Origin of the sequence: Spiroplasma sp. DGKH1 (assembly GCF_040940205.1) — a bacterium.
In the GTDB taxonomy this organism is placed as follows: Bacteria; Bacillota_I; Bacilli_A; order Mycoplasmatales; family Mycoplasmataceae; genus Spiroplasma.
The window spans coordinates 148,114-173,097 of record NZ_JASTWG010000003.1; the positions used below are offsets into that span (position 1 = coordinate 148,114).

Below are 24,984 nucleotides of genomic sequence, written 5' to 3' on the forward strand. Positions count from 1 at the left end.
TAGTCGTAATTTATGTCAATTTATCAATAAAACTAATAATTATTAACAAGAATATTAGTTATCTACAATATTTTAACATAATTAAGAATTTTATTGAAAAAAATTCGTAACTTCTGCTAACTTTTTCAGTAAATTAATCATCCTAGTTATTATTCCAAAGCCTAATTTTTAATTAATTTGTTTTTGCTTTTACACTAATGGTAATCAATGCTTCACCAAAATAATTTTTAGTATTATTAGCATTAATATCAATTTTCATTGGATGGTATTGACCATCATATTGTAATTTATCGGTTGTAGTTAAATAAATATCAGGGTCTTGCAAAGCTGCTTTTAAATCAGGATTTAAATTAGGTATGGCACTTATAATTGCATTAACTAAGGTTGGGGAATTAGTATCACTAATTTCAGCTTTACTATCTAAAAATTCACCCCCATCTTGGGAAATATCAATAATACTTGATGCAAGAGACATTGTTACTACTGCTGTCCCTTGATAATTTGTGGTATCACTAGCATCAATAATAATTTTTAAAGATTGATATTGACCATTATAAATTAAATGGTCATTAGTTTTTACTACCACCTGATTATCATTTAGGGCTTGCAAAAGATCAGGTTTTAAGGTAGCAATTGTTTTTAAAGCGGATAATAACTGATCTTGGGAAGTATTTGTGACTTTAGCTTTGGTGCTAGTATAATCACCCCCATCTTGGGAAATATTAATGCGGTGGTCAACATGCTGATGAGTTTTTACTCAATATTCATAGATTTGCCAACTCCCAATACTAGCCCCCGCTAATAAAACTGTTCCAATAATAGATCAGAGAATTATTTTCTTCTTGCTTTTTTTGTTCGGTGTGATTGGTGTGGTTTGGTATTGAATTGCTTTTTTCATATTATTCCTTCTTTCTCATTTTAATAAGTTTGTTCAAATAAATAACCTTCTTGGTACCCAACCCATAAGTTGCCATTAATAAATGAAATTGTTGTAGCGTTAATACTTTCAACTTGGGATTTTCAATTATTTTGCGAACTATAAATTTTATTTTGACAACGTAAATAAATAGCAGTGTTATTAACTAAAATTTGGTTAATTGGTAATCCAACTTTAACAATTGGCTGGTTAATTTGTTTAAAGTTATAGAGATTGCCATCATCAGTTCAAATTAAAAAACTATCTTGATAATTAACGAGTAGTGCTGATGCAATCACTTTTTTAAAATTATAAATTTGTTGATAGCCAAAGTTTTCCGGATTATATTGGAACAAACTACCTTGACTCATAAGAACATATCAATGATTGTCAGTTCCAGCTAAAAAACCAACGCCAATCCCAGCATCAGGGGGAAATTTTGTTTGGGTATGCTTTGTGGTATTATAAATTCCAACACTAGTAACAATGACATCATCATTATTAATAATGCCAGCATATAATAATCGTGAACAATATAAATTATTATCAAAAATATCAGTTTTCCAGTCGGATGATAAAAACTCTTGAACTCGTGAAATTCCATATCCGGTGTTAATTATTACAACATGTAAAATATTATTTTGATCAAAATACATATTACCTAGAATATTAGTCGCTGCTTGATAATTAGCAAGTGGTTTTGTTCAATCATCTGAACAATAGATTGTTCTCTGGACAGTTCCAACATAAATTTTGTTGTTATTAACTAAAATTTTACTAATTGAATTTTTTAAATTAGTAAGTTTTGTTCAGTTTTGATCTTGTTGTTGATAAAGATCACCATTGCCAGTTCCAACATAGGTAATTTTATTAAAGTTAGTAATTGTTTCAACAGCACTGCTAAATTTTGCTCGTTGCTGTCCATTGAAATTAGCCCAAATGGTAACAGTGGTTTTCCCATAAAACTGGGCAGTACTATCTGCATTAATATTAATGGTAATTTTTTTACCAGTAAAATTAGTGGGATTATCGGGAGAAGAGATTTGAATGTGGGGATCTTTGATGGCAGTTAATAAGCTTTGTTTAATTCCAAAATTTTTTAACTGTTCTAATCCTGCCACTAATTGGCTCTGACTAGTATCTTGCAAAAAAATAACATTTTGATATTGTGAATAATCACCACCAGCATTGGAAATATCTGTTTTATTGGATTGCATTAAAATTTTCACATGAGCAGTTCCTTCATATTGTTTGGTATATTGGGCATTAATAGTAATGTTAATTGGATGTGGTTTGTTATCAACTTGGAATGGCGAATCGGAAGTAACAATCGCTTGGGGATCTTTAATGGCAGCTAAGATATCCTTGTCGACAATTGTTGGTCCCAACTGGTTTAAAGCAGCAATTAATGTACTTTGATTCAAATCATTTCCAATCGTAACATTTTGGTTAGTATAATCCTTATCCTTGGTAATATCAATTTTAGTCGACTTCATCATTATTGTGACAACAGCTTGACCCGTATAATTTGGAATTGCTAGGACAATAATCTTGATCTCAATTTTATGAGCCAAACCATCATGGTTAAGGACTGAATCAGTTGTTACTTTAATTCCCGACTGGTCAAGCAGATACCGTAAAGTAGGATTAAGACCAGTAACTTGCTTTAACGCTGCAATTAGTTCATTTGGTTTGGTATCTGGTTCACTAACTGGTGGTTGGGCAGTTAAATCTTGGTTTAAATGAGAAATATCAATGGTTCCGTTTTTTGCTTGTAGTTTAACTAGTAACGTTCCCGTATAATTTTTTGTGGCATTAGCATCAACGTTAATATCAATTTCACTTGGTTGGTTATTAGGAAGTAGCGTTGAAGATGTGGAAACAAGTATATTTGGATCATTAACCGCTGATGCTAAGGTTGGATCAATATCCTTAACATTTTGAATTAAATAAATTAGATTATGATGAGTTAAATCACCAACTATAACGGGGGGACTAGTTAAATAATTACCATTAATATTACTAATATTAATTTTCGTAGCGATAAAATAAACACTAATTGGTAATGTGCCCTGAAATTGTTTTGTTTGATTAGCATCCAAGGTAAAATTAATTAAATGCGGGTGACCATCAGAAATTAATGTTGACGGAGTTAGGTCGCTAATTTTTAGTTGGTCATCAGTAAGAACACTCGCTAGGTTAGGATTTAAATTAGGAATTGTTTGTAAGGCATTAATAATATTCTGATTGGTTAAACTTGCAATTTTTAAGGGCGCTAAGTTACTAAAGTTACCATCTAAATTCGTAATATCAAATTTTGCCGCACGGAGTGCTAAAGTAACATTTGTAATCCCCTGAAATTCTTTGGCATGGGTCGCATTAACCCGAATATTCATTAAATGATATCCCCCATCATAGGGTAAATGATCACTAGTTGTTAACACCGTGGCTGGGTCATTCAGAGCAGTTAATAAATCAGAATTCAACTCACTAATTTGCTGAACGGCAGTTGTTAGTTGGTCCGAAGAAGTGTTATTAATAGTGACCCGCACATTCGGAAAGTAACCTCCATCCTGCGAAATATCAATGCGATTTATTGCATTTGTGGTAGGCCGGTTAAGATACTGATATATTTGTCAGCCCCCCACCCCAATTCCTGCTAAAATAACCAGTAAAACAACAATTAGAATAATAAATTTATAATGGTAATTTTTTAATAATTCTTGCAACTGACTATGATATTCATCATCAATTTCTGGGTAAAAAACATCGGGGTCGCGAAGATCAACATTATTTTTAATAGTGGTAACTAGTTGGTGTTGGGAAGGTGGAATAATGGTTGGTAAATGGTTTTCAGCAACAGCCAGGCTAAGGGTTGGTTGAACATCAGGAATATGAAAGCTTTTGGTAAAGGTCTGGGCTGATAAATGAACAATTTTATTAATGACATTAGGTTTAATTTTATTGTTACAATATAAATTTTTTTTATTAAATAGCCCATAATAAACATCCCGACAACGAAATACTAAAAATGGTTGAATATCATTATCCATTGTTGAATCAAAATTAGTTTCAGTTTTAATTGGTAATAACTGTAGTTTTTTAATCAACAAGGGATTTTCTTTTTTAATAGTTTTTAATAAACCCTGTAAGCGTTTCTTACAATTATTACAAATAATAACATGGGGTTGTTGATCAGCATTATTCATGGGATATCCTCCTTTCTAGGTTATGTTGATTGCATATTTAATAAGATTTTTGCCACTCCTTCATATTGACTGGTATTAATAGCATTAATTGTAATATTTATCTCATGCGGTTTTTTATCAGCTACAAACTGACTATCAGTAGTGACCATAATATTTTTATCGTTAAGAGCGGATAATAAATTAGCATTTAAAGGAGTTAACTTGTTTAATTGTTCCAACGCATTTATTAAAGTAGCCATATTAGTATCATTCCCATTAACTGGTCCAAATTGAATAAAACTTCCCCCATCACTGGTAATATCAATTTTGCTTGATTTCATCATAATTCATACTCGGGCCTGCCCAGTGTATTGGGGAACTCCTTCGGCTTGAATATCAATCCCAATTTTATGCGCAACACCATCATGAGGAAAATCAGATAAGGTTGAAACATTAATTCCTGGTTGGTTTAATAAACCTAATAAAATTGGGTTAACATTACCAACTTGGTGTAAGGCATCAATTAATTCATTAGCTTTGGCATCTGGTTCAGTAACAACTGGTTGGGAAGTTAAGTCTTGACTTAAAGTGCCTAAATCAAGAACACTATTTTTGACTTTAACTTTAATAGTTAAAGTACCACTATAATCAACAGTTTTATTAGCATCAATGGTAATATTAAGATCATAAGTTTTACCATCCCGAGGAATTTTTGCTTGCGATGGGGTTAAGACAACATTTGCTTCTTGAACAACATTTTTTAACTCTTGGGGCGAATCAGGTAATAATAAAATTAACTGAATTAAACTTTGGCGCTCTAAGTCATTAACAGAATTTACGGGATCAGCTGTATAATCATTTTTTAAATTGCCAATATCAAATTTTTGGTTAATTAAATTAATTTTGGCATTAATTTTACCTAAGTAGTTAGTAGTATCATTGGCATTAATCGTAAAGGTTACTAAATGTTTTTTCCCATCTTCGGGAATTTGACCACTAATATTCTCAATCTTAATTTGGGGATCTTGCAATGCTGTTAGTAAATCTTGGTTAAGATTAGGAATTGCTTCCAAAACTTTAATAATACTAATTTGGTTTAATGTTGTTATTTTGGGGGGTGTTGTATTTGTAAAATCCCCACTTAAAAAGGAAATATCAAATTTTTTTGCTTCAATATTCATCGTTACTTTCGTATGACCCTTAAACATTTTGGCATTATCCGCATTAATATCAATTGTCATTAAATGGGGTTGGTGGTCATACTGGAGCACATCTTGGGTTGTTAAAACTGTTGCTGAATCAGCAATTGCACTTAGGAGATCTGGATTTAACACCGAAATTTGTTGCACAGCAGTTTTTAGCTGACTATTTGTCGTATCATCAATAATAGCTTGATACTGACTATAAGTTCCCCCATCATTGGTAATATCAGTTTTGACAACACTCGTAGTGTGGGGTTTATTTAAATAATTAAATAGTTGTCAGCCTCCCACCCCAATTCCGGTCAGAATTAAAATAATAATGACAAATAAAAGGACTAATTTTCGGTTAATATTACGCATTACATAGATTAATCCTGCCGCTTGCCGAGCTTCTGCATTCGGATCAAAATTCCGATTATTTAACGGCGGGTCAACAACTTCTCCCACCACCCGCTGGCGATGTTCAACAAGGTCTGTTTGCGGACGGGTTGTTAATGGTTGTTGGCGTGCAGTTACCAGGGGTAAGTTTGAAGTGGCAATTTGTTCTTTAATAGTATTTAAATTAGCACTTTGCTTAACGGTGGCTAGGGATAAATAAACCGTATGATTTTTAATATTTGGTTTAAGGTGGTTATTATTAATCAAATTTTTTTTATAAAATAACCCAAAGTAATTTTTTTCACAATGAAAAATAACAAAGGGTTTAATTTCATAATCAGTTTGCACACTATTATTTTCCCCAATGTGCACATTTAATAATTGTAATTGTTTTAATAACGTCGGTTTTTTTTGTTTAATTTTTTGAAATAATTCTTGTAAATTACTTTGACAATTTTTACACAGTTGATTTAAGTTATTATTCGATATCATTTCATTTGATCCCTTCTGGTAAATTAAATAAAATAAAAGTTAGAGAATAAAACAAAAAGTACCCAACAATTTACACTTTGTTAGGTACTTTAAGTACTCTGTTAACTATTTATTTACACTTTTAGTATATCATAAAATATTTTTGGTATCGTTACCTGGGAAAAGCCATCCTTGCTATTTTTAAACATTTTTTTTGTCAAAAATAAATAAAATCTGGGTTTCGCCCAGATTTTATTCTTATTTTCCTAATTTTTTAATAATTTTATTACTAATATGTTCAACATTAAAGTTAAAGTATTCTAACACCGAATGGAAGTTTCCCGATTGACCAAAAGTATCAATTCCAATATTAATTCCTTCGTTACCAGTATATCTTTCTCACCCAAAAGTGGTTCCTAATTCTAGCGAAACTTTTAAAGCATTTTTTTCTAGTAACGATGCTTGATAATCTGCTGGTTGTTTAGCAAATAATTCTCAACAAGGCATTGAAATAACTTTGGCAGAAATATTTTTTTCGGCTAATTTTTTTGCCACATTAATTGCTAAACTAACTTCACTACCCGTAGCTAGAATATTAACAGCATTATTATGATCAGCTCCAAAAACTTTATAAGCGCCCTTGCTAACATCTTGGATAGTAGTTGTTTCTAACTCTGGTAAATCTTGGCGGGTAATTAAGATTGCACTTGGAGTATGTTTTTGTTGTAATGCTTCGCAATAACTTCCTAAGGTTTCTTTAAAATCACAAGGACGGAAAACATTTAAGTTTGGTTGACTACGAAGCATTGCTAATTGTTCAATTGGTTGGTGGGTTGGTCCATCTTCCCCAACTGCAATTGAATCATGGGATAACACATACACCACTGGGATTTCCATTAGCGAACTTAAACGAATGGCTGGCTTCATATAATCAGCAAAGACAAAGAAACCACCAGCGAATGGTAAAATTCCCCCATGGGTATAGATTCCATTATTAATAGCTCCCATCGCAAATTCACGAACCCCATAGGCAATGTTTCTTCCTAACCGATTATCAAATTGGTAATTACCATCAGCTCCTTTTGCTTTAGTACTTCCAGTTAAATCGGCACTGCCCCCCATTCAATTTGGTAGTAATTCTGAAATGCGATCAACGATTTTACCACTGCTAACACGGGTTGCTTGGGGTTTGCTTGGTGCTAAATCTAAAAAGTCTTCAACTTTAATCGTAAAATTACCATGGATAGCACGTTCTAATTCTTTTCCTAAGTCAGGAAACTCTTGCAAGTATTTTTCATACAAAGTAATTCAACGGTCATATTCTTTAATTCCCCGTTCTTTAACATTGGTTTCAAAGTCTTCATAAACTTCTCCAGGTACATAGAAATCTTTTTCTGTTCATGATAATACTTTTTTAACTGTTTCAATATCAGTTCCTAATGGGGCTCCATGCACCGCTGGTGTTCCTTGTTTAGTTGCCCCAAAACCAATCACTGTTTTAACTTCAATTAAAGTTGGCTTATCACTTGTTTTCGCTTGTTCAATAGCCTTATTGATAGCCTCGGTATCATTCCCATCTTTAACTAATAAATAGTTTCATTGGGCTGCTTGAAAACGCTCAGCAATATTTTCACTTTGGGCAACACTAACCATATTATCTAATTGAACATCATTTGAATCAAATAAGACAATTAATTTATTTAATTTTCAATGACCAGCTAGCGAAATTGCTTCTTGGGCTACCCCTTCTTGTAAATCACCATCCCCACAAATCACATAAGTATAATGGTCAAATAAATTATAATTAGGTTTATTATAGCGTGCCCTTAAGTGAGTTTCCGCAACTGCTTGACCAACCGCCATTGCAATCCCTTGCCCTAATGGGCCGGTTGTCACATCCACGCCGGGAGTTAAGTATGATTCGGGATGACCAGGGGTAATTGAGCCTAACTGACGGAAATTTTTTAAATCATCAATTGTAATATTAAATCCTGATAAATGTAATAATGAATATAATAAGGCACTTCCATGTCCAGCTGATAAAATAAAACGATCACGATTAATTCATTTATCAACTTCGGGATTAACTCTTAAATGTTTAGTAAATAAAGTGTAGGCCATTGGGGCAGCACCCAAAACAATCCCGGGATGACCCGAGTTTGCTTTGTTCACTGCTTCAATTCCTAACATTCTCACAGTATTAATTGATTTGTTCATCTATATTGTTCCTCCTCATCAAATATCTAGCGAACTTTATACTTATATTTTACATTTTTTTCATAATTTACAAGCAAAAATCAAGAAAATCTTAATTTTTCTTTACAATTTTAACTAACTAATAATTATTAATTTTGTAAAAATATTTAAATAAATTATTGAAAAAAACTCGTTTTTTTTTTTTTTTTGTATAATTAAAAACGGAGGAAAATATAATGGAAAAAAATTATGCAAATAACTTATTAATTGAACGAGAACCACTACAACTAAATCCCCACCCAACAACAAAACTATGGGTTGCTTATAGTTTTTAGTTATTGTTTGTATCCTGGGTGGACTTTTCACATGTTTTATTGGCTTTGCGTGGTGAATCCCGTTAACCGTATCTGTTAAAAGAAAAATCAAAAGTAACCGGCCAACAAATAGTGAAGGAGTTGCTGTTTTAATATTATCAATTTTTACAGTCTTTATTATTTTTATGCCATTTGAGATTATGAGTGGAGTTTGGTTAATGAATAATGACCATTTTGAACAAAGAAAAAATGATTACCAATTAGCAAACTAAAAAAGATGATAAAATATATCATCTTTTTTTAATAATTTAATTTTTGGATTTTGATGGTTTAATTTTTTTTAATTTTTCCGGAGTAACATCTTCGCCCTTTTCATTAACTACCTTAATGGTTTTTAATTCATTTAAAAAGTTCTTTCGAAATTCTTCTAAGTATTGTTGGCGAAGTTGATGTTGCAATTGTTTTTCATCCTCAGTTAAGGTACCTTCTTTTTGCTTCTGAGCTAGTTCATTAATCTTTTTTAATAAATCACTAATCTTCATCAACTAATTTAATTCCTAATTCCGTTAATTGTTCTGCTGTGACCGCACTTGGGGAACTAGTCATCGGGTCGACCCCAGAAGCATTTTTAGGAAAGGCAATTACATCACGAATTGATTCACTATTTGTTAATAGCATTGCAATCCGGTCTAACCCTAAGGCAATTCCTCCGTGCGGAGGGACCCCATAGTTAAATGCATTTAAAAACCAACCAAATTTTCCGGCAATTTCAGCTGGGGTTAATTGCAATGATTTAAACATTCGCTCTTGGACATTATTATCATGAATGCGAATACTTCCACCCCCAATTTCATAACCATTTAAAACAATATCATAAGCATCAGCCCGGGCTATTGCTTGTTCTTTATCAAAATTATCAATGAATTCTTTTGTTGGTGAAGTGAATGGATGGTGCGCTGCTGTATAAGAATTCGTTTCTTCTGATCATTCATAAAGTGGTCAGTTAACAATTCATAAGAAGTTATAGTGGTGAGGATCCGCTAAGTTATATCATTTTGCTAGCATTACCCGCACAGCCCCTAGCGCTTGGCAAGTTGATAGATATTCCCCACTAACTAAGAAAAATGTCCCTTGCGAATGGTTTGCCATGTTTAAAAGAGCTTCTTGCTCAGTCTCACTTAAAAATTTGGCAAGTGAACCTTCTCATTCCGAATTTAAATTATAACGAACCCATGCTAAGCCTTTCGCTTTATTTTGTTGGGCAATTCTAGTTAATTCTTCAATTTCTTTTTTACTAACTTGGTGCGGAATAAAAATTGCTTTAATGGTTCCGTTGTTTTGTAAAACATCTTGGAAAATTTTAAAAGTACTATTTTGGAAAGTTTCATTCATCGAATGTAATTTTAGATCATAGCGAGTGTCAGGTTTATCACTTCCATATAAGTCAATTGCCATATCATATTCCATCCGAATAAAAGGAGTTGTAATGTCACATTGAAGGGTATCGTGCATTACTTTTTTTAGTAATCCTTCAATTAAAGTAATAATATCTTCTTTTTCAATAAAACTCATTTCTAAATCTAACTGGGTAAATTCTGGCTGGCGATCACTTCGTAGATCTTCATCCCGAAAACATTTGGCAATTTGAAAATATTTATCAAAACCACTTAGCATTAATAATTGTTTGAACAATTGGGGTGACTGCGGTAAGGCATAAAAATTATGTTTATTTTGACGGGAAGGTACCAAAAAATCGCGAGCTCCTTCGGGAGTTGATTTATTTAAGATTGGGGTTTCCACATCAATAAACCCATGGTCTTGTAAATAATTCCGAATAGTATGCACTAGTTTATTACGTAAGAAAATTTTTTGTTGCATAACTGGTCTGCGCAAATCTAAATAACGGTAAGTCATCCGAACATCTTCTAAAGCATCTGTTTCATCCGCAATAATTAGCGGAGTAGTTTGGGCTTTTGAAAAAATTTCTAACTTATTTGCCTTTATTTCAATATCTCCGGTCGGAAGCTGGGGATTTTTACTTTTCCGTTCAACAACTACTCCCCGGACAGCAACCACATATTCATTCCGTAGACTATTTGCTAGTTCATAATCCGCTTGAGTTGGTTCAAAAATAATTTGACTAATTCCGCTGCGATCACGGATATCAATAAAAATTAAACCACCCATCCGACGACTTTTTGCTACTCAGCCGGTTAAAATAACTTCTTGATTAACATGTTTTAATCGTAGCTCTCCACAAGTATGTGTTCTTTTCATGTTACTTTTCCTTTCCTAAGACATTAATAATTTTTTCAAACTTAACTTCTTGTTCTTTCCCAGTTTTTTGATTTTTAATCTTAACAACATTTTTTTTCAATTCTTCATCACCAATAATGATAGCATTCTGTGCATTTAATCGTTCAATTGACTTAAATTGGGCTTTAACTCCCCGTTCTAAATAATCAGTGTCCACTTTAAAACCACTTGTTCGCAACATTAACATTAAAGAACTGGCAAAATAACGAGCATGGTCGGACAAACAAATAATGTAAGCATCTAAATAATCTTCTTCACTAATTTTAAGATTATTATTTTTTAATGCTAATAATAATCGTTCTAATCCCATCGCAAAACCAACCGCTGGATAATCTAAACTATTATCTAACTCATGAATTAAATTATCATAACGCCCTCCCCCAATTAAGGTTAAGTCTTTTGCCTGATCGTCACTAAAATTAATTTCAAATACTAACGCTGTGTAGTAATCTAATCCCCGCACTAATTTATGGTCTAATTCAAAACTAACTTCTAATTTAGCTAGCACTTTCTGAATGTTATCAAAATATTTTGCTTCTTGGTCCGTTAAATACTGATAAATTTTGGGTGCATTATCAAATTTAGCATTATCAATTTTACAATCTAACACCCGTAAGGGATTCTTTTTAATTCGGGTTTGACAGTCGGCACATAAATCCTGACCACTTAAAAACTCTTTTAAGTCATTAATATATTTTTCTTTATTCTCACCCGTGGTTAAACAATTTAATTTTAGAGTTAAGTTATTTAAGCCAACTGCTTTTAAAATGTTATAAGCTAATAAAATTGTTTCAACATCTAATAAGTATGTTTTGGCACCGACAACTTCCACCCCAAATTGGTTAAACTGACGAAGACGACCGTGTTGGGGGCGCTCATAACGAAACATACTACCAATATAAAATAATTTTAAGGGCATTTCATATTTACCATATAATTTGTTTTCAATAATACTACGAATTGTAGGCACTGTTCCTTCTGGTCGTAACACAAATTCCCGTTCTTTTTTATCTAATAACTCAAACATTTCCTTACTGACAATATCAGTTTCTTCGCCAACTGTGCGAGTAAATAAATCTTTCCCTTCAAAAATAGGTGTTCTAATTTCATGATAATTATACTGACTCACAATACTTCGCAAAACTAATTCTAAAGCACTCAATTCTTTGGCTGCTTCATAATATAAGTCTTCAGTTCCCCGTGGTTTTTGAATTAACATTTTTTTCCTTCTTTCCTTTACATTTAAAAAAACTAAAAGATGCGTTAGGAACGAATTATTAAATTCGCGGTGCCATCCTAATTCATAACTTTTAGTTTATGCGCTCTCGTTAATATTTTATTGTGGAAAATAAATTTGTCAAATAATAACAATTATTAATAGTTTGCACCACCCACTATCTCTCTAAAAATCAATTAGTTATTACCCTTTATTTACTTTTATAAATAAATTATACCGAAAAAATCCAAAATATTAAGAAAAATAACTTTAAATAATAATAATGTTTAAAAAAGAGTAAGTTATTAAACCCCTGTTATTTTCCAATCAGAGTAAAATAAAAATGCCAGACAGGCAACCATTATATATAGACCAAAGGAGGCTGATAATTATGCCACGTCAACAAATAGATGAAAGAACTCTCTTAATTCAAAGTTCGCAATTACCTTTAATTAATTGAAAAGAAATTAAAAAACATTCTAAAAATATTCTCGCTAGTTTTAAATATCCAACTTATAATATGTTTTGTGCATATGTGAAAACTCTCTTATGAATTTCTGCTACCGCTACCGCCAAAAAATTTCACTACCGGATAGTTCCTGAGAATACCCTTAAATTAAGAGGCGCAGAATTATTAAGTAATTTAATTAACTCCGCTGTGAATGATTATTTAATTCGGGATGAAAATCTCCGGGAGACAGAAAATAATAATTCTGAAAAATTAATTTCCGATGATAGTAAAAAATGAATTAACTCAATTATGGCTTTATTATGATTAACAACTATTTTCTTTGACATGTGACAAACATATTGTTGTTATGAAAATCCAAACCAATCAATTTATGAAATATTAACTGGTTCCTATGCAATATGATTCACAGCAGCTAGTGCTTGTGATGTTATAAGTTGTTCATTAAATTGATGGCGAATTAAAGAAAGCCAAATGTTAAATAATACCTGAGCAAAATGATTAATTACCCCAGTCAAAATTCTTGCGAATTGAGGCGGAGCGGGGTTTGCATCATGAGCTTGAGGAAAAGTAACCTATAAATTTTGAATGAAACCAGAAAAAGGATTAAATAATTTAACAGAATTACTATTCTCATCCATTCCTTCAGCAGCTGGGGCTTATCTAGCAGTAGTAAATGAAATTATCTGACCAGCTATAAAATTCCCAATTAATGCTTATCATAGTATAAGTGACCAACCCCAAAGTATTGAAAATTGTGCTATTAATAATTCCGATGATCATCCTGATGGTTTAATGGCAGTAACTGTTGATTCAGAACCCGAAACTAGTTCAGAAGATGATGAAATAGATACTGATATTGAAAACAATTGTTCTCCATCAAATATGGGAGCATCCTATTATCCACATCAGCGGGAAATTGAAACAATTTTAGAAGATTCTAATTCTTCTGATGAGGAAAAAGCAGCAAACCATTCTAACATTTTTCCAGATGAAAAACAGAATATTAATAAAAGAATGATAGCAGTCCAAAAAAAATTAGAAATAATAAAAAACGAGCAATTAAACTTATCAAAATCTAGATCTCTAGAATTCTTATATGAACCAAATGATTCTTTATCACCAAATCGAAGAAAATCTTCATCAAGAGCCTCGTCAATTGATCAACTTTATCTTTCTGATGAAGCATTAGATGATGAAACCAATAGTCATAATATTTAAATAAGCCAATTAATTAAAAAATATTTAACAATCTTCATCGATGTTAAATATTTTTTCTTATTTATCAGTTTTATAATATTTATTTCACGAAGAAGTTGTTTCTTCGGGGTTAATGGTTCCTAATGATGGACGTTTAGATTGTTCAAGATCTACTTTGGGAGTTTCATCATCACTATTAGTTGTTAAGAAAACATTATCTGGTTTTTTACGATTTTGTAATGATTCAATTTGCATTCTAATTCTCGACATTGATAATTTGCGGTCTTTAAATTCAACAATTCACTGAATTGGTAAGGAACTCGTCTTAAATTTATCAGTTTCGCGAATTAACATTAATAACAGGTTAATAAATTTTCCAAACCCTTCTTCGCCTTTTCATTGTCCTAGTTCTAACGCATTATAAGTTAAATCCCCATCCACAATATCAAAGTTTGAATAATGGGCTTCGGTAATTTTTTCAGCTCATTCATCTTCGGAAATTAAATAAAAATTAGTTGATAAACTACAATTAAAAATGTGTAAATCATTTTTAAAAATCGAAAAATTAAATTTATCTACCACAATTGCACTAATACTAATTTTTAAATCGGATAAATCTGCTACCGTTTCCATTCACCGAAAAATTCCTTGAATATAACGTAAAATAAATTTTAATTTCCCGGATGAATAAATAATTGTTTTTCAACTTTCATAGTCAAATTGATATTCCGCATCATTCCGCACTTCTCGAATATTATCATCTGGTACCAAATCAATAAATTCTTGAACTGTTAAAGTAATCATATCTTTTTTCATATCTATAAGCCCCCCATTAGCCGCAATATTTCCATTTCCTGTCATCACATACTGGTCTGCAATATGAATATATTATATCATAAATTAGGTTACTCTCACAATGGCAATTGCCGGTTAATTAGGAATATAAAAAATTAAGTTATTTAATTAAAAATAACTTAATTTAACATTTATTTATTTCATTTTTTTGAATAATTAACTAGTTTGGTAAAACCAATTTTATCAAAGATGTTGTAAAAGAAATCCCGCGCGGTTTTTCGCGAACGATGATATTCATAATCAAAACTATTAGTAGTTGTTAAGGTTGAATTATCTTTGTTATTATTATTTAACTCTTGTAAAAATTTTGTTTTACTAAAACGTTCTGGTGCTGGCTTCGCAGTTTTATTTTCTTTCCCAGTTGAGGATGATTTCGGAGTGGTGCTGGCTTGCACCTTGACTGGCCGATCATCTGGTGTTGGAATTTCGGCTAAAAAACTTGGTCGTTTTGCCGGATCAACAATAACAGTACTACTGTATGTTCGGCGAGGCGCATAGCGAGAAGCTTTAGTTGTAACTGTCGCTGATGGTTGTTGGACCCTCACACTGACTGGTTGGTTATCATTAGCTTCAACAACTGGTGAAGATGCAACTGTTTTTTTTGCTGCTTGGGAATCTTGCATTACATAAATTCCCTTTTGTGAATCATAAGTAATGGTTGGTTTTTCCATATTTGCATTTAAATCATGAATATCAATCACATCTTGTTGATTAAGACTTTTACTTGGTGATTTTTTCAGGGTTAATTTTTCCAAGTTTTCCTTGGCAAAGCGATCATAAGTAATCTTTTTCCCCGGGTTTAAACGAGGATTAATCCGCATCACTTTTTGGTGGTCTTCTAATTTTCGCTTTGTTTCGGCAAAAATATTATCATATTTTGCTAAACTAAGGTTATAAATCCCACCCTTTGCGGCTTTTTCCCGTTTTTTACGAGCTTCTAATGCCTCTTGTTCACGACGTAAATAATATTGTTCAATCATCTTATTCGCTGGTTTAACTTTGCCACTATTACTATGTCTTAATAATTTTTCAACAGTAAAAGAATTAACTCTTTTATCTAATAATTTAACACGGTTTTTAATTGTTGTATCTGTTTTAATGTTACCTTTAACATTAACTGCCATGTTTTTTCACCCCATTTAATTAAATAAAAAAAATCATAAATAATTAATATTGCTATTGATCATTTATAAACGTAAAGGTTTGTGTCCTGTACTTTAGTCGGTAATCCCCACTGGTAATTACTTACTGTAAATATAATTATACTATATTTTAAGAAATAATTTTAAAAAAATAAAAAGTCAACAAAATAATAAAAATTCTGTTGACTATTCTAAAATTAACTAATAGTATTGTTTATTATCATAGAATCAATTAAAATCAATCATTTTAAAAGCATTTTGATTTTGGGTTCAAATATCTTTAAAATTAACTAATAATTGGGCTTCATTATCAAACTCTACCACATAACTATATTTAACTTGTTCACTATGTGGTAAATAAGCATTCCCATTGCCATCATAAGCTGCTCAATCTTCTGGACTTCAATTTTCACCATCCGGCGCAAGATTAGGAACATTAGCTTCCCCGCTCGGTTCTTTTCCCCACTGGGCACCTGTGACAGTATTGGTATATCCGATCGGTTTGGTATGATGATTTAAATCAGTTGAACTATCTTTAGGACCGTAATAATCTAATTGGTAACGGACTCCAACCAGTTGCCCATCTTTCATTACTTTCCCTAATTGACTACCATCAACTCCCCTTCCGGATGCTAAAATATTTCATTTTTCATCTAAAAAGATATTATCAAACCAATCTCTTGCCATTGCTTGGTTAATATTTTCAAATAGTTTTCCTAAATAACCATTTTTTAAATCTAATACATTCAAAATAAAATTATGCATTGCTTCTTGCTCTGGATTAGCATTATTTTTACCATGGGCTCAAGTATTAATCATATCAAATAATGAACCTTCTTGATAAGTAGTTTGGTTAGGTAACAACCCAAATTCTTCTAATACAAATTGGGCATATTTATTTTTTTTCGGATCTAAATTCTTTAAATTTGTACTAAAATCAGCCATTTTTGGACCATCATTATATACCTTTGTAATATGTTCAACATGGTCAAGATTAAGATGAAACCGGTTGGTATCTGCTTCCAAAGTATAAAATCAATTCGCAATTCCACCAATTCCCCTTAAAAAATTAAACAAATCAAACCCTGGGCTAATCAACATTTCTCCAACTGTTCGGATTAATGCTGCTGATTCACTTGATAATTGTGCCACTTTAAAATACGGACTTTTTTGAAAATTCTCTAAACCTTGCTTAATAGCTAGGGACATTATGGTATTAAATTTATTAAAATCAACCACATTATCTTTTTCTATAGCTGCTTTCAATCACGCGTTCAAAATTGCATACCATTTTAGAAAATCATTCTTATGATCAGGATTTGTTAAGTCTAAATACTGTTCTTTGGCAACACTCGATCCGGGAAGAAAATAACCTAAAACATTTGGTTTTTTAATAATACTATATAAATTAAGATCTTGTAAGGAACTGTTATCTTCTTGGAATTTAATATGTAAATTATCAATTGTATCCCTGCTAAAAATTTGAAGTAACGGGCTGTCATCTTTTACTTTATTAGTTTTATCAAACCACTCACCTGCTATTTGCAATTGCATTACTGCTAAAGGAGCTACTAATAAAAATCCGAGCGCATTTTCGCCAGAATAACTAGTTTTTGCCACCGGAAAAATTTGGGTTAGCGCATAAATTGCTGATAATTCAAACCCCGGACCGAAATTAGTTAATTGACTTAAAGCTAAATTAAAATATTGAGTTCCAAATAAATCATAAAGCGCTGATGTTTGGCCAGCAATCGCATGACCATAAGTTACTCTACTATCAGTTAAGGTCGAAGTATAAGATAACTCACTAGGAGTTGGTGGTGAACTGATTGAACTATCCAAAATGATATTTGATACGCCTGGAAATTGAGCATCATTATAATAATCTCATCAACTTTCTGTATTCTTAACATATTCAACAACACCACGAGCAGTTTGCGATAATGTATTAGCGAACGCCCCCGTGTCATATTCGGCTCAGCCTAATTTGGGATTCATGACAAAATCCGCTTTTGTTGATGGTAATTTGTTTCACTTATTAAAATCAAACATTTCAACTAAATTATTCATAATATTATATGGATTATTTTGTAGTTGACATTCAGCTTGATTTTCTAAAATCAAGCGCGGATTTATTAGAATATTATTTAATTGTTTATATCCATTAATATAATCCCCAACTTTTACTTCTTGACCATTTTTTGTTTTAAAAGTTCCCTGTAAATTATTTGCCATATTATTTAAAAAATATTGGATTGTTGGAAAGCCATAAGTATTCATATTTTCATGGCGCGCCGCAATTAACATTTTAGCAATACTGCTAGTATACTTAACCTGGTTTCTAATAACCGGGTCAATATTATTAACTTCCGAATCAAAATATTGCGAATTAGTTGTTAACTTACTATGACAAGCAACTAAACTCACAGTTGAAGTGGCAATTAAACTTGTTGTTCCCAAAATTGATAGTAATTTTTTCATTTTTAATATTCTCCTTATTCTTTAAAAATGATAACCCACTAAAAAAACAATCAAAAAAATGATGATTTAAGAATATCAAAAAATTAAAACATTATAAAAATTGTTTTGTTTCCTGAGCAAAATAACATTTGTCCTAAAATTTCTCTCTCATCTTATCTTATTGACATTTATCATTTTAATAAAAAAAAAAAAAAAAAGCAATAATTATTAAATAATATTATAAAAGTTTCCAAAATTAATTGCCTATCATTACTGAGGAAACATTTAATTTCATAGTATAATAATTAGAAATAATAGATTAAATTTTAATAATTTTATTAAGATTAAACTTTATGGGAGGACATGAAATGCTATTAAAAGATTTAATGAAAATTAACCGCGGGGTTGTGATTAACCGCTTTGAACATTTTGCTGTTAAATGTCCAAATTGTGATGGGAAGGCCCCAACAACTTCTTATCAAATTTGACCAAATTATCAGCGGGACTTTTGCCGAAAAATTGATCCCGAACTTCTAACCCAAACTGGGGATTTATTAATTTATGCTAAATATCCTTTCACAACTCTAATTATTAATAAAGAAAGTGAAATTAATAAACTAGTTCCTTCTAATTATTATCTGCTTCGAAAATTAAACCCCGATAAAAAAATTAGTATTAGTAACTTACAAAATATTTTAAAAGAAAAATTTATTAACCCTACTGTTAATACAATTAATGATAATGAAGAATTGAAAAAATTAACTATTAAAATTGCCGAATTATCTGAATTTAATGTTTCTGATTCTGACTATCTTTCGCTTATTACTGGTCTTCATTTTAGCCAAAAAGTGCGGACTATTTTCTGATGATTTTTTTCTACTATTATAATACTATTTATTATTCTAGGTTTATCTCCCCTAATTAATTCTTTAAATATTAGCGCCCTTTTATATAGTATGTTAGGAATTAGTATCTTCTTAGGATGTTTTGATGGAGTGTTATTAATCATTTTAATTACTTTCTTAGGAATTGAAAATCACTGGGGAGTAAAAACTAAGTTAAAATTAAAAACAGTAAAAAATCAAACCCCAGAACGAAAAATCAAAAAACTAATATATTATAAAGAATTATATGAACAAAATTTAATAACTCAGGATGAATATAATTTAGCTAAACAAAAAATTTTAAAACTAAAAAAGAAATAAATTATTAAAAGTTGTCATTCCTTAAGAATAACAAGGAATAACAACTTTTTTATTGCCAGTTTAATACAATTAACACGAGGAGGTGCTCATCAATGAGACAAAATATAATCGAAGTCAGTCACCTGACCAAAAAATTTAAAAAATTTATTGCCGTAGATGATATTTCATTTACTGTTAAAAGTGGTACCATTCATGGTTTTATTGGACCCAATGGGAGTGGGAAAACCACAACAATTAAAAGTATTATTGGGGCGATTAATCCCACGGCCGGAAAAATTAGTATTAATGGTTTTGTAAATACTGATCCACAAGCCAAAAAATTAATTGGATATATCCCTGAATCAGCACGATTTCCCAAGGGGGTATCATTAGCTACTTATTTAACTTCAATGTCATATTTAAATGGCAATAGTAAAATTGCCACTAAAAAATTAATTACAAAAATCTTAACAGCATTAGATTTACAAAAATTTCAAAAAAAATCACCCTTGCAGTTTTCATCGGGTATGCAGAAAAAAGTTTTATTAGCACAAGCATTGCTAAATGATCCCCAAATATTAATTCTTGATGAACCAACTGCTAATTTAGACCCAACGGCGCGCTTAGAAGTCTATGCTGATTTAAAAAAACTACAACAGTTGGGAAAAACAATTGTTATTTGTACCCATATCCTCTCGGAAATTCAGCACTTAGTTGAGGAAGTAACGATTCTAAACTTTAGTAAAATTGTTTTTTCGGGACCTACAAATGGGCACGATCTTAATAAGATTTATACTGAAAATGTGTTAAAGAATACTAGTAATCACCAAAATCATTCAGTTGTCGGAGGTATCTATGGAAATTAAATACTATCAGCCTCATAAGCAAAAAATAAATGAGAAAAAATGTCGAATTCCATTTTTCTTTTATACCTATAACAAATTAATCAAATCAATTTCAACAATTGTTTATTATAGTTTAGGAGCAGCGGCCAGTATTGCAATTAGTTGTAGTATGATGCTAATGCCAAAATTAACAAACGGAGTAAATACCCTGGGTTTTAGTAACTTCTATGGAATTTGATTTATAGTCAGCACCGGGTTAATTCTATTATTTACTGCTATTAAAACCGTCCAAACCTTTCGGGATGAAATTGATGATGGGACAATGCTAATCTTAGTTTCAAAACCATATTCGCGTTGACGAATTTTTAGGGAAAAAATGTTAGCATTATATTTAATAACATTTTATTTTATTATCATCATGACAATCTTACCGTTAATTTTTGGTTTTATTAATTATCAACTTTATAATTTACCAGCTAGTAAATTTGCTTTTTTAAAATGGTTAGCAATGGTTTTAACTACGATAATTATTGCTTTTATCCTAATTGCCATCTTTACTTTTATCAGCTTTTTTTGATCAGCAAAATCAATCTTAGCAATCGTTGGTATTTTAGTTGCCCTATTCATCCCGTTATCAATGATGGACATGATTTTACAATCAAGTACAGCGGTTGCGACCCAGGTGGTTGCTAACCAAAATATGAACTTACAGTTTAATTATGCAATGTATGAAAAGTATTATAAAAATAACGCCTATATTATGAATATTATTGAACAAGGTGAACAACAAGGTAATTTTGACAACTACTATCAAACTGAATTACCAAAATTACTAGGAGTTTGTGGAACAATAGTTTACACTCCTAACAATGAAATTGATTTTGATAATTCATTAGTTGGATGTCAAAGTGATTTAACCCCGCTGTATAATTCCTTAAAAAATTCCCCTGCCCAACTAGATTTTGTAAAACTAAGTTTTGCTTATGGTAATTCATTTACTTACAAAATTAAAAATACTAACCAAAAAAACAATAGTGCTAGCTTGTTAGCAAGTATTATTAACTTATTAAATAACTACCAACAGGTAATGTTCTTGCAAAGTCCGTTAAATCAAAATATTTTAAGTGATGAGCAACTAAATACAGCAATGAATCAGTATAACTTAGTGTTAACTTTAAACAGTTACTTAAATCCGTTTAAACAATGATCATTGTGATACCATGAATTTAGTGGCATCACAGATAATTTAAACCAAATCCAAGGTTTCCCAAGTTTATTATATAAATTTACTTATCAAAAAAATAGCAATGGTGTTTATCAAATCTCTTGAAACAAAACAAAACCGTTAATTAACTTTGCCCTTTCCAATATTGTTTGAATTTTGATTGGAGTTAGCTTTACACTAGGCAGTTATTTAGTTTTTAAAAAACGAGATATTAAATAAATTAAAAATGTTAGAATTATTAATCCTAAAAAAGAACTAGGTTATCCTAGTTCTTTTGATTAGTTAAATTATTTTCAATTATCGAAAATAACAAAATAGATTATATAATTTATTTTTATTTATTAGGTTATATTAGTGCCCACGGCCTGCTGAGTTTTCTAATTCTTGGTGATATTGTTTTTCTTGTAAAGCCTTAATTTTCTGTTGTTGCGCAAGATTCTGTGTTAAGCGAGCTTCATTTTGGATTTTTTTATCCATAATTTTATCAATGCTATTTTTATAAGCCTGAAATAATTTAGCTGTTTTCCGTAAAATAAAATCCCCAATTGTTTCATATTTCTCTTTTTCCGCTAAATTAATTTCACCAATTTTTTTTAATTCTTGTTCAGGTTGAAGTTTAATATACAACGATAAGACCATATTTTCATTATTATCTTTAAAATAATCATCTAATTCTTTGACATATTTGGTTTTTAATTCCTTTGTTTTGGAATCTAACGGCTTTAAATTAACGGGATCACATTTTTGTAAAAACGCGGTCAAATTTTTACTATCAAATTTTATGGACACAACTTTTTCAGTTTCATCTTTTGATAAAGTATATAATGTTGGTAAATTAATTCCTAATTCAGTAGGTGGAATAGCAGCTGCTAGTGATGACTCATTAAAACTAACTGGTTCATTTTCATCCAAATCATCATCTAAATCACCAAAAAGTCATTTAAATGATTGACTATTATCTTCATCATCAAGAATGTTATCCTCTAGGGAATCTTTATTGACATCATTTCCCATTGTACTGGCTCCTTTCTAGATAAAAAAAGCAAAAAATACCATCAAATAATTATTTATTTAATGGTATTTTAAATACTCTATATACATTCTAATTTTTGCCTAACATATTTATCATATGCTAGACAATAATATTATACCAAGTTTCCAAATAGTTATCTGCAAATGACATTAACATTCTCAAATAGGAAAGATGTTTAAATAATTAAATTTATTAACCCTAATAATTTTATTGGAAAGTATTGGCTATTGTTAATAAGTTAATAACCTTCTGAGCTTCGGGAATTGTTAATGTTTCATATTCTTTATTCATTAATAAATTTTGAAAGAACGAAATATCTAATAATAGATTTTGCTCGGAACTATGTTCAGCTAAAAAATGTTTTTTGTTTTCTTGTAAATATAATAAAATAATAGTCATTGTTGTTTTAAATAATTTATCATTATAACTACCAAAAGTTAATTTTTCATAAAAATTAACAATCTCGTCTTTAATGCGGGGATCTTCTCGCATTTTAACAATCGCTCCGGATAAGATTATTTCATTAATTAATGCTAGCATTTTAAAACCTAACATTTCTTTGGTTAGTTCCATATTATTATTTGTTTCCATGGTTTACTCCTCTTATATTATTAATTGTAAATTAAAATTGGAGCAAAAGAAAATATTTTTTTAAAAAAAATAAAATTTTAGTAATTATAAACTAATTATTTGTATTAAAAGAAGTTTACTTTTCTAATTTTTAATAAAGAATTCTTATTATAATTAAAGTGGATAAGAAATTATTCAAGATCCATTTAGATATTTAAGAGTATATATAATACCTGATTTTATTTTTAACTAATTTGTTAAAAATACAATAATCAGGTTTTTATTTAGAAAAACTATAATGATAAAGGAACGTGATTTTTATGAATTTATCAAAAATTAATGCTTTTTTTAATCAAAAAATTAACACAATAAAAGAAATTCTTAACTCACCAAATAAAGAACATAATAAAGAACTCTGACTCTGACTTTTTAATCAATTTGCTAATATTATTATCGCCTATACATATAATTTAATTAATAAAGTCCACGGATTAATCAAAGAAGATTCTAACATTAATCCTAAACAATTAATCTACCATTATTTACAAATTATGAAAAAATTTCAGATTTGCTTAACAACAACTATGGAAAAAGATATTAAAGCAACTGAGCAAGAAACTTGAGATAAATTGAAAAAAACTATTAAGGTTATTGAAAGTAGCTTGAAACAATATCAGATACAAAAAAATAAAAAACAAACTCCCATCTTTCAAACAAATAAATTGGCTGAATTACAAGAAGAAATCTTTCATAACTATCAGAATCTTTTTGTTATTTTTGATAAATTTTATGAATTTAGTTTGAAACTTGACGAAATAATGACAAGAATTATTTCTAGTTCCGCTCCGTTAGAAGTAAAAAATAATTTCCTTATTAGTATTCAACTTCAATTTGAAAATTATTTTAAAAATATAAATAATTCGTCCTCTTCCGAATATATAGTATTTAAGTTTATTAACACTATTTTCTGAAAGCGTTATGAAAAAACATTAAGTTCTTTTAATTTTAATAATCAGTTTCAAAGCGCATATATAAATAAAGACGTTATTAATAAAATAGATTTATTTAAAACATATCAAGGTCAATTAATTAACCATGCTGATGATTTTATGAAAACAATTAATCATAAACATTTAAAATTTTTTGAAGATTGAACAAATATTTTTATTAATTATATTAATTTTAATGTCGCAGAATATTATAATCCTAATTTTTTGTCACAAATGCAAGCATCTATTAATCCCGATGATGAAAAAATAATGCTGTATTGTTGCTTTGAAACAAATAATTTTCTTATTGGAATTAATCAAATTTGTGAATTATTAAAAAATAAATTGAACGATGAAATAACAGTTTCTGTTTACACTTCTGATTTAATTCAAATTTTTAAAAATAACCAATTAATAATAAAAAATCCACAAAATTTTGATAGCTTTCTTAAAAATGAAAAATTAAATACTCTTTTGAAAGCACAATTGCCAACTACATATCAAACCTTAAATGATTTAAAAGATATTTTATGCTACCATCCATTCTTAAGTCCTTATGATCAATTAAATCTTGCTTGTGTTTACAAATATTTAGAAATAAAAATTCTCAAGGAAGCACGTATAAATAATAGCATTGACACAAACTTAACTAACATATTGCAACAAGTCCTAGCAAATGATGATGAACAGCAAAAAAACCAAAATAATAAGCGAAATATAAATAATAAAAAACAAGAAAACTCTAATAAGAAAATTAAGTTAGATGGTTTAGTTAATGATCCCCAACCTGGTCTCTCAACCTCACGCTAGCTATT

At 30.2% G+C, this 24,984-nt stretch carries 17 protein-coding genes; 5 read left to right on the forward strand and 12 right to left on the reverse strand.

Annotated elements, in window-relative coordinates; genetic code table 4:
• Positions 1-172 precede the first annotated feature (172 nt).
• From QPK10_RS03330 to hisS, 7 genes are all read right to left on the reverse strand, one after another.
• Positions 173-898, reverse strand: a complete 726-nt coding sequence (locus QPK10_RS03330) for a hypothetical protein (RefSeq protein ID WP_368486608.1) — start codon at positions 896-898, stop codon at positions 173-175.
• Between the two features lie 20 nt (positions 899-918).
• Positions 919-4,125: a hypothetical protein gene (locus QPK10_RS03335; protein ID WP_368486609.1), complete on the reverse strand. Its 3,207-nt coding sequence runs from the start codon at positions 4,123-4,125 to the stop codon at positions 919-921.
• Between the two features lie 20 nt (positions 4,126-4,145).
• Entirely contained in the window at positions 4,146-6,176 is a 2,031-nt protein-coding gene (locus tag QPK10_RS03340; protein ID WP_368486610.1) for a hypothetical protein, read from the reverse strand.
• A 237-nt stretch (positions 6,177-6,413) separates the two neighbouring features.
• The gene (gene tkt / locus QPK10_RS03345) at positions 6,414-8,372 is read right to left on the reverse strand and encodes a transketolase (protein ID WP_368486611.1); all 1,959 of its coding nucleotides are present in this window, start codon (positions 8,370-8,372) and stop codon (positions 6,414-6,416) included.
• A gap of 601 nt (positions 8,373-8,973) precedes the next feature.
• Entirely contained in the window at positions 8,974-9,207 is a 234-nt protein-coding gene (locus QPK10_RS03350; protein WP_368486612.1) for a DUF896 domain-containing protein, read from the reverse strand.
• Positions 9,197-10,942 carry an aspartate--tRNA ligase gene (gene aspS / locus QPK10_RS03355; RefSeq protein ID WP_368486613.1) on the reverse strand — a complete coding sequence of 582 codons (1,746 nt, stop codon included), beginning with the start codon at positions 10,940-10,942 and terminating at the stop codon, positions 9,197-9,199. The genes QPK10_RS03350 and aspS overlap by 11 nt, the downstream gene beginning before the upstream one ends.
• A gap of 1 nt (position 10,943) precedes the next feature.
• Positions 10,944-12,200: a histidine--tRNA ligase gene (gene hisS / locus QPK10_RS03360; protein WP_368486614.1), complete on the reverse strand. Its 1,257-nt coding sequence runs from the start codon at positions 12,198-12,200 to the stop codon at positions 10,944-10,946.
• A gap of 388 nt (positions 12,201-12,588) precedes the next feature.
• Between hisS and QPK10_RS03365 the strand changes: the two genes are divergently transcribed.
• Positions 12,589-13,887, forward strand: coding sequence for a hypothetical protein (locus QPK10_RS03365; RefSeq protein ID WP_368486615.1), 1,299 nt, complete (start codon positions 12,589-12,591; stop codon positions 13,885-13,887).
• A gap of 57 nt (positions 13,888-13,944) precedes the next feature.
• Here QPK10_RS03365 and QPK10_RS03370 read toward each other — a convergent pair whose 3' ends face one another.
• From QPK10_RS03370 to QPK10_RS03380, 3 genes are all read right to left on the reverse strand, one after another.
• Positions 13,945-14,682 carry a hypothetical protein gene (locus QPK10_RS03370; RefSeq protein ID WP_368486616.1) on the reverse strand — a complete coding sequence of 246 codons (738 nt, stop codon included), beginning with the start codon at positions 14,680-14,682 and terminating at the stop codon, positions 13,945-13,947.
• A gap of 170 nt (positions 14,683-14,852) precedes the next feature.
• Positions 14,853-15,845, reverse strand: a complete 993-nt coding sequence (locus tag QPK10_RS03375) for a hypothetical protein (RefSeq protein WP_368486617.1) — start codon at positions 15,843-15,845, stop codon at positions 14,853-14,855.
• Between the two features lie 219 nt (positions 15,846-16,064).
• Positions 16,065-18,344 carry a lipoprotein gene (locus tag QPK10_RS03380; RefSeq protein WP_368486618.1) on the reverse strand — a complete coding sequence of 760 codons (2,280 nt, stop codon included), beginning with the start codon at positions 18,342-18,344 and terminating at the stop codon, positions 16,065-16,067.
• A 347-nt stretch (positions 18,345-18,691) separates the two neighbouring features.
• On the opposite strand from QPK10_RS03380, the gene QPK10_RS03385 reads away from it, so the two are divergent.
• From QPK10_RS03385 to QPK10_RS03395, 3 genes are all read left to right on the forward strand, one after another.
• Positions 18,692-19,528 carry a hypothetical protein gene (locus tag QPK10_RS03385; protein WP_368486619.1) on the forward strand — a complete coding sequence of 279 codons (837 nt, stop codon included), beginning with the start codon at positions 18,692-18,694 and terminating at the stop codon, positions 19,526-19,528.
• A gap of 92 nt (positions 19,529-19,620) precedes the next feature.
• The gene (locus QPK10_RS03390) at positions 19,621-20,373 is read left to right on the forward strand and encodes an ABC transporter ATP-binding protein (protein WP_368486620.1); all 753 of its coding nucleotides are present in this window, start codon (positions 19,621-19,623) and stop codon (positions 20,371-20,373) included.
• Positions 20,363-21,796, forward strand: coding sequence for an ABC transporter permease (locus QPK10_RS03395; RefSeq protein WP_368486621.1), 1,434 nt, complete (start codon positions 20,363-20,365; stop codon positions 21,794-21,796). The genes QPK10_RS03390 and QPK10_RS03395 overlap by 11 nt, the downstream gene beginning before the upstream one ends.
• Positions 21,797-21,928: 132 nt before the next feature.
• Here QPK10_RS03395 and QPK10_RS03400 read toward each other — a convergent pair whose 3' ends face one another.
• Both QPK10_RS03400 and QPK10_RS03405 read right to left on the reverse strand, forming a co-directional pair.
• Positions 21,929-22,591 carry a hypothetical protein gene (locus tag QPK10_RS03400; RefSeq protein ID WP_368486622.1) on the reverse strand — a complete coding sequence of 221 codons (663 nt, stop codon included), beginning with the start codon at positions 22,589-22,591 and terminating at the stop codon, positions 21,929-21,931.
• A gap of 226 nt (positions 22,592-22,817) precedes the next feature.
• On the reverse strand, positions 22,818-23,201 hold the full coding sequence (locus tag QPK10_RS03405) for a hypothetical protein (RefSeq protein ID WP_368486623.1): 384 nt from the start codon (positions 23,199-23,201) through the stop codon (positions 22,818-22,820).
• Between the two features lie 299 nt (positions 23,202-23,500).
• On the opposite strand from QPK10_RS03405, the gene QPK10_RS03410 reads away from it, so the two are divergent.
• Positions 23,501-24,979: a hypothetical protein gene (locus QPK10_RS03410; RefSeq protein WP_368486624.1), complete on the forward strand. Its 1,479-nt coding sequence runs from the start codon at positions 23,501-23,503 to the stop codon at positions 24,977-24,979.
• Positions 24,980-24,984: the final 5 nt, after the last annotated feature.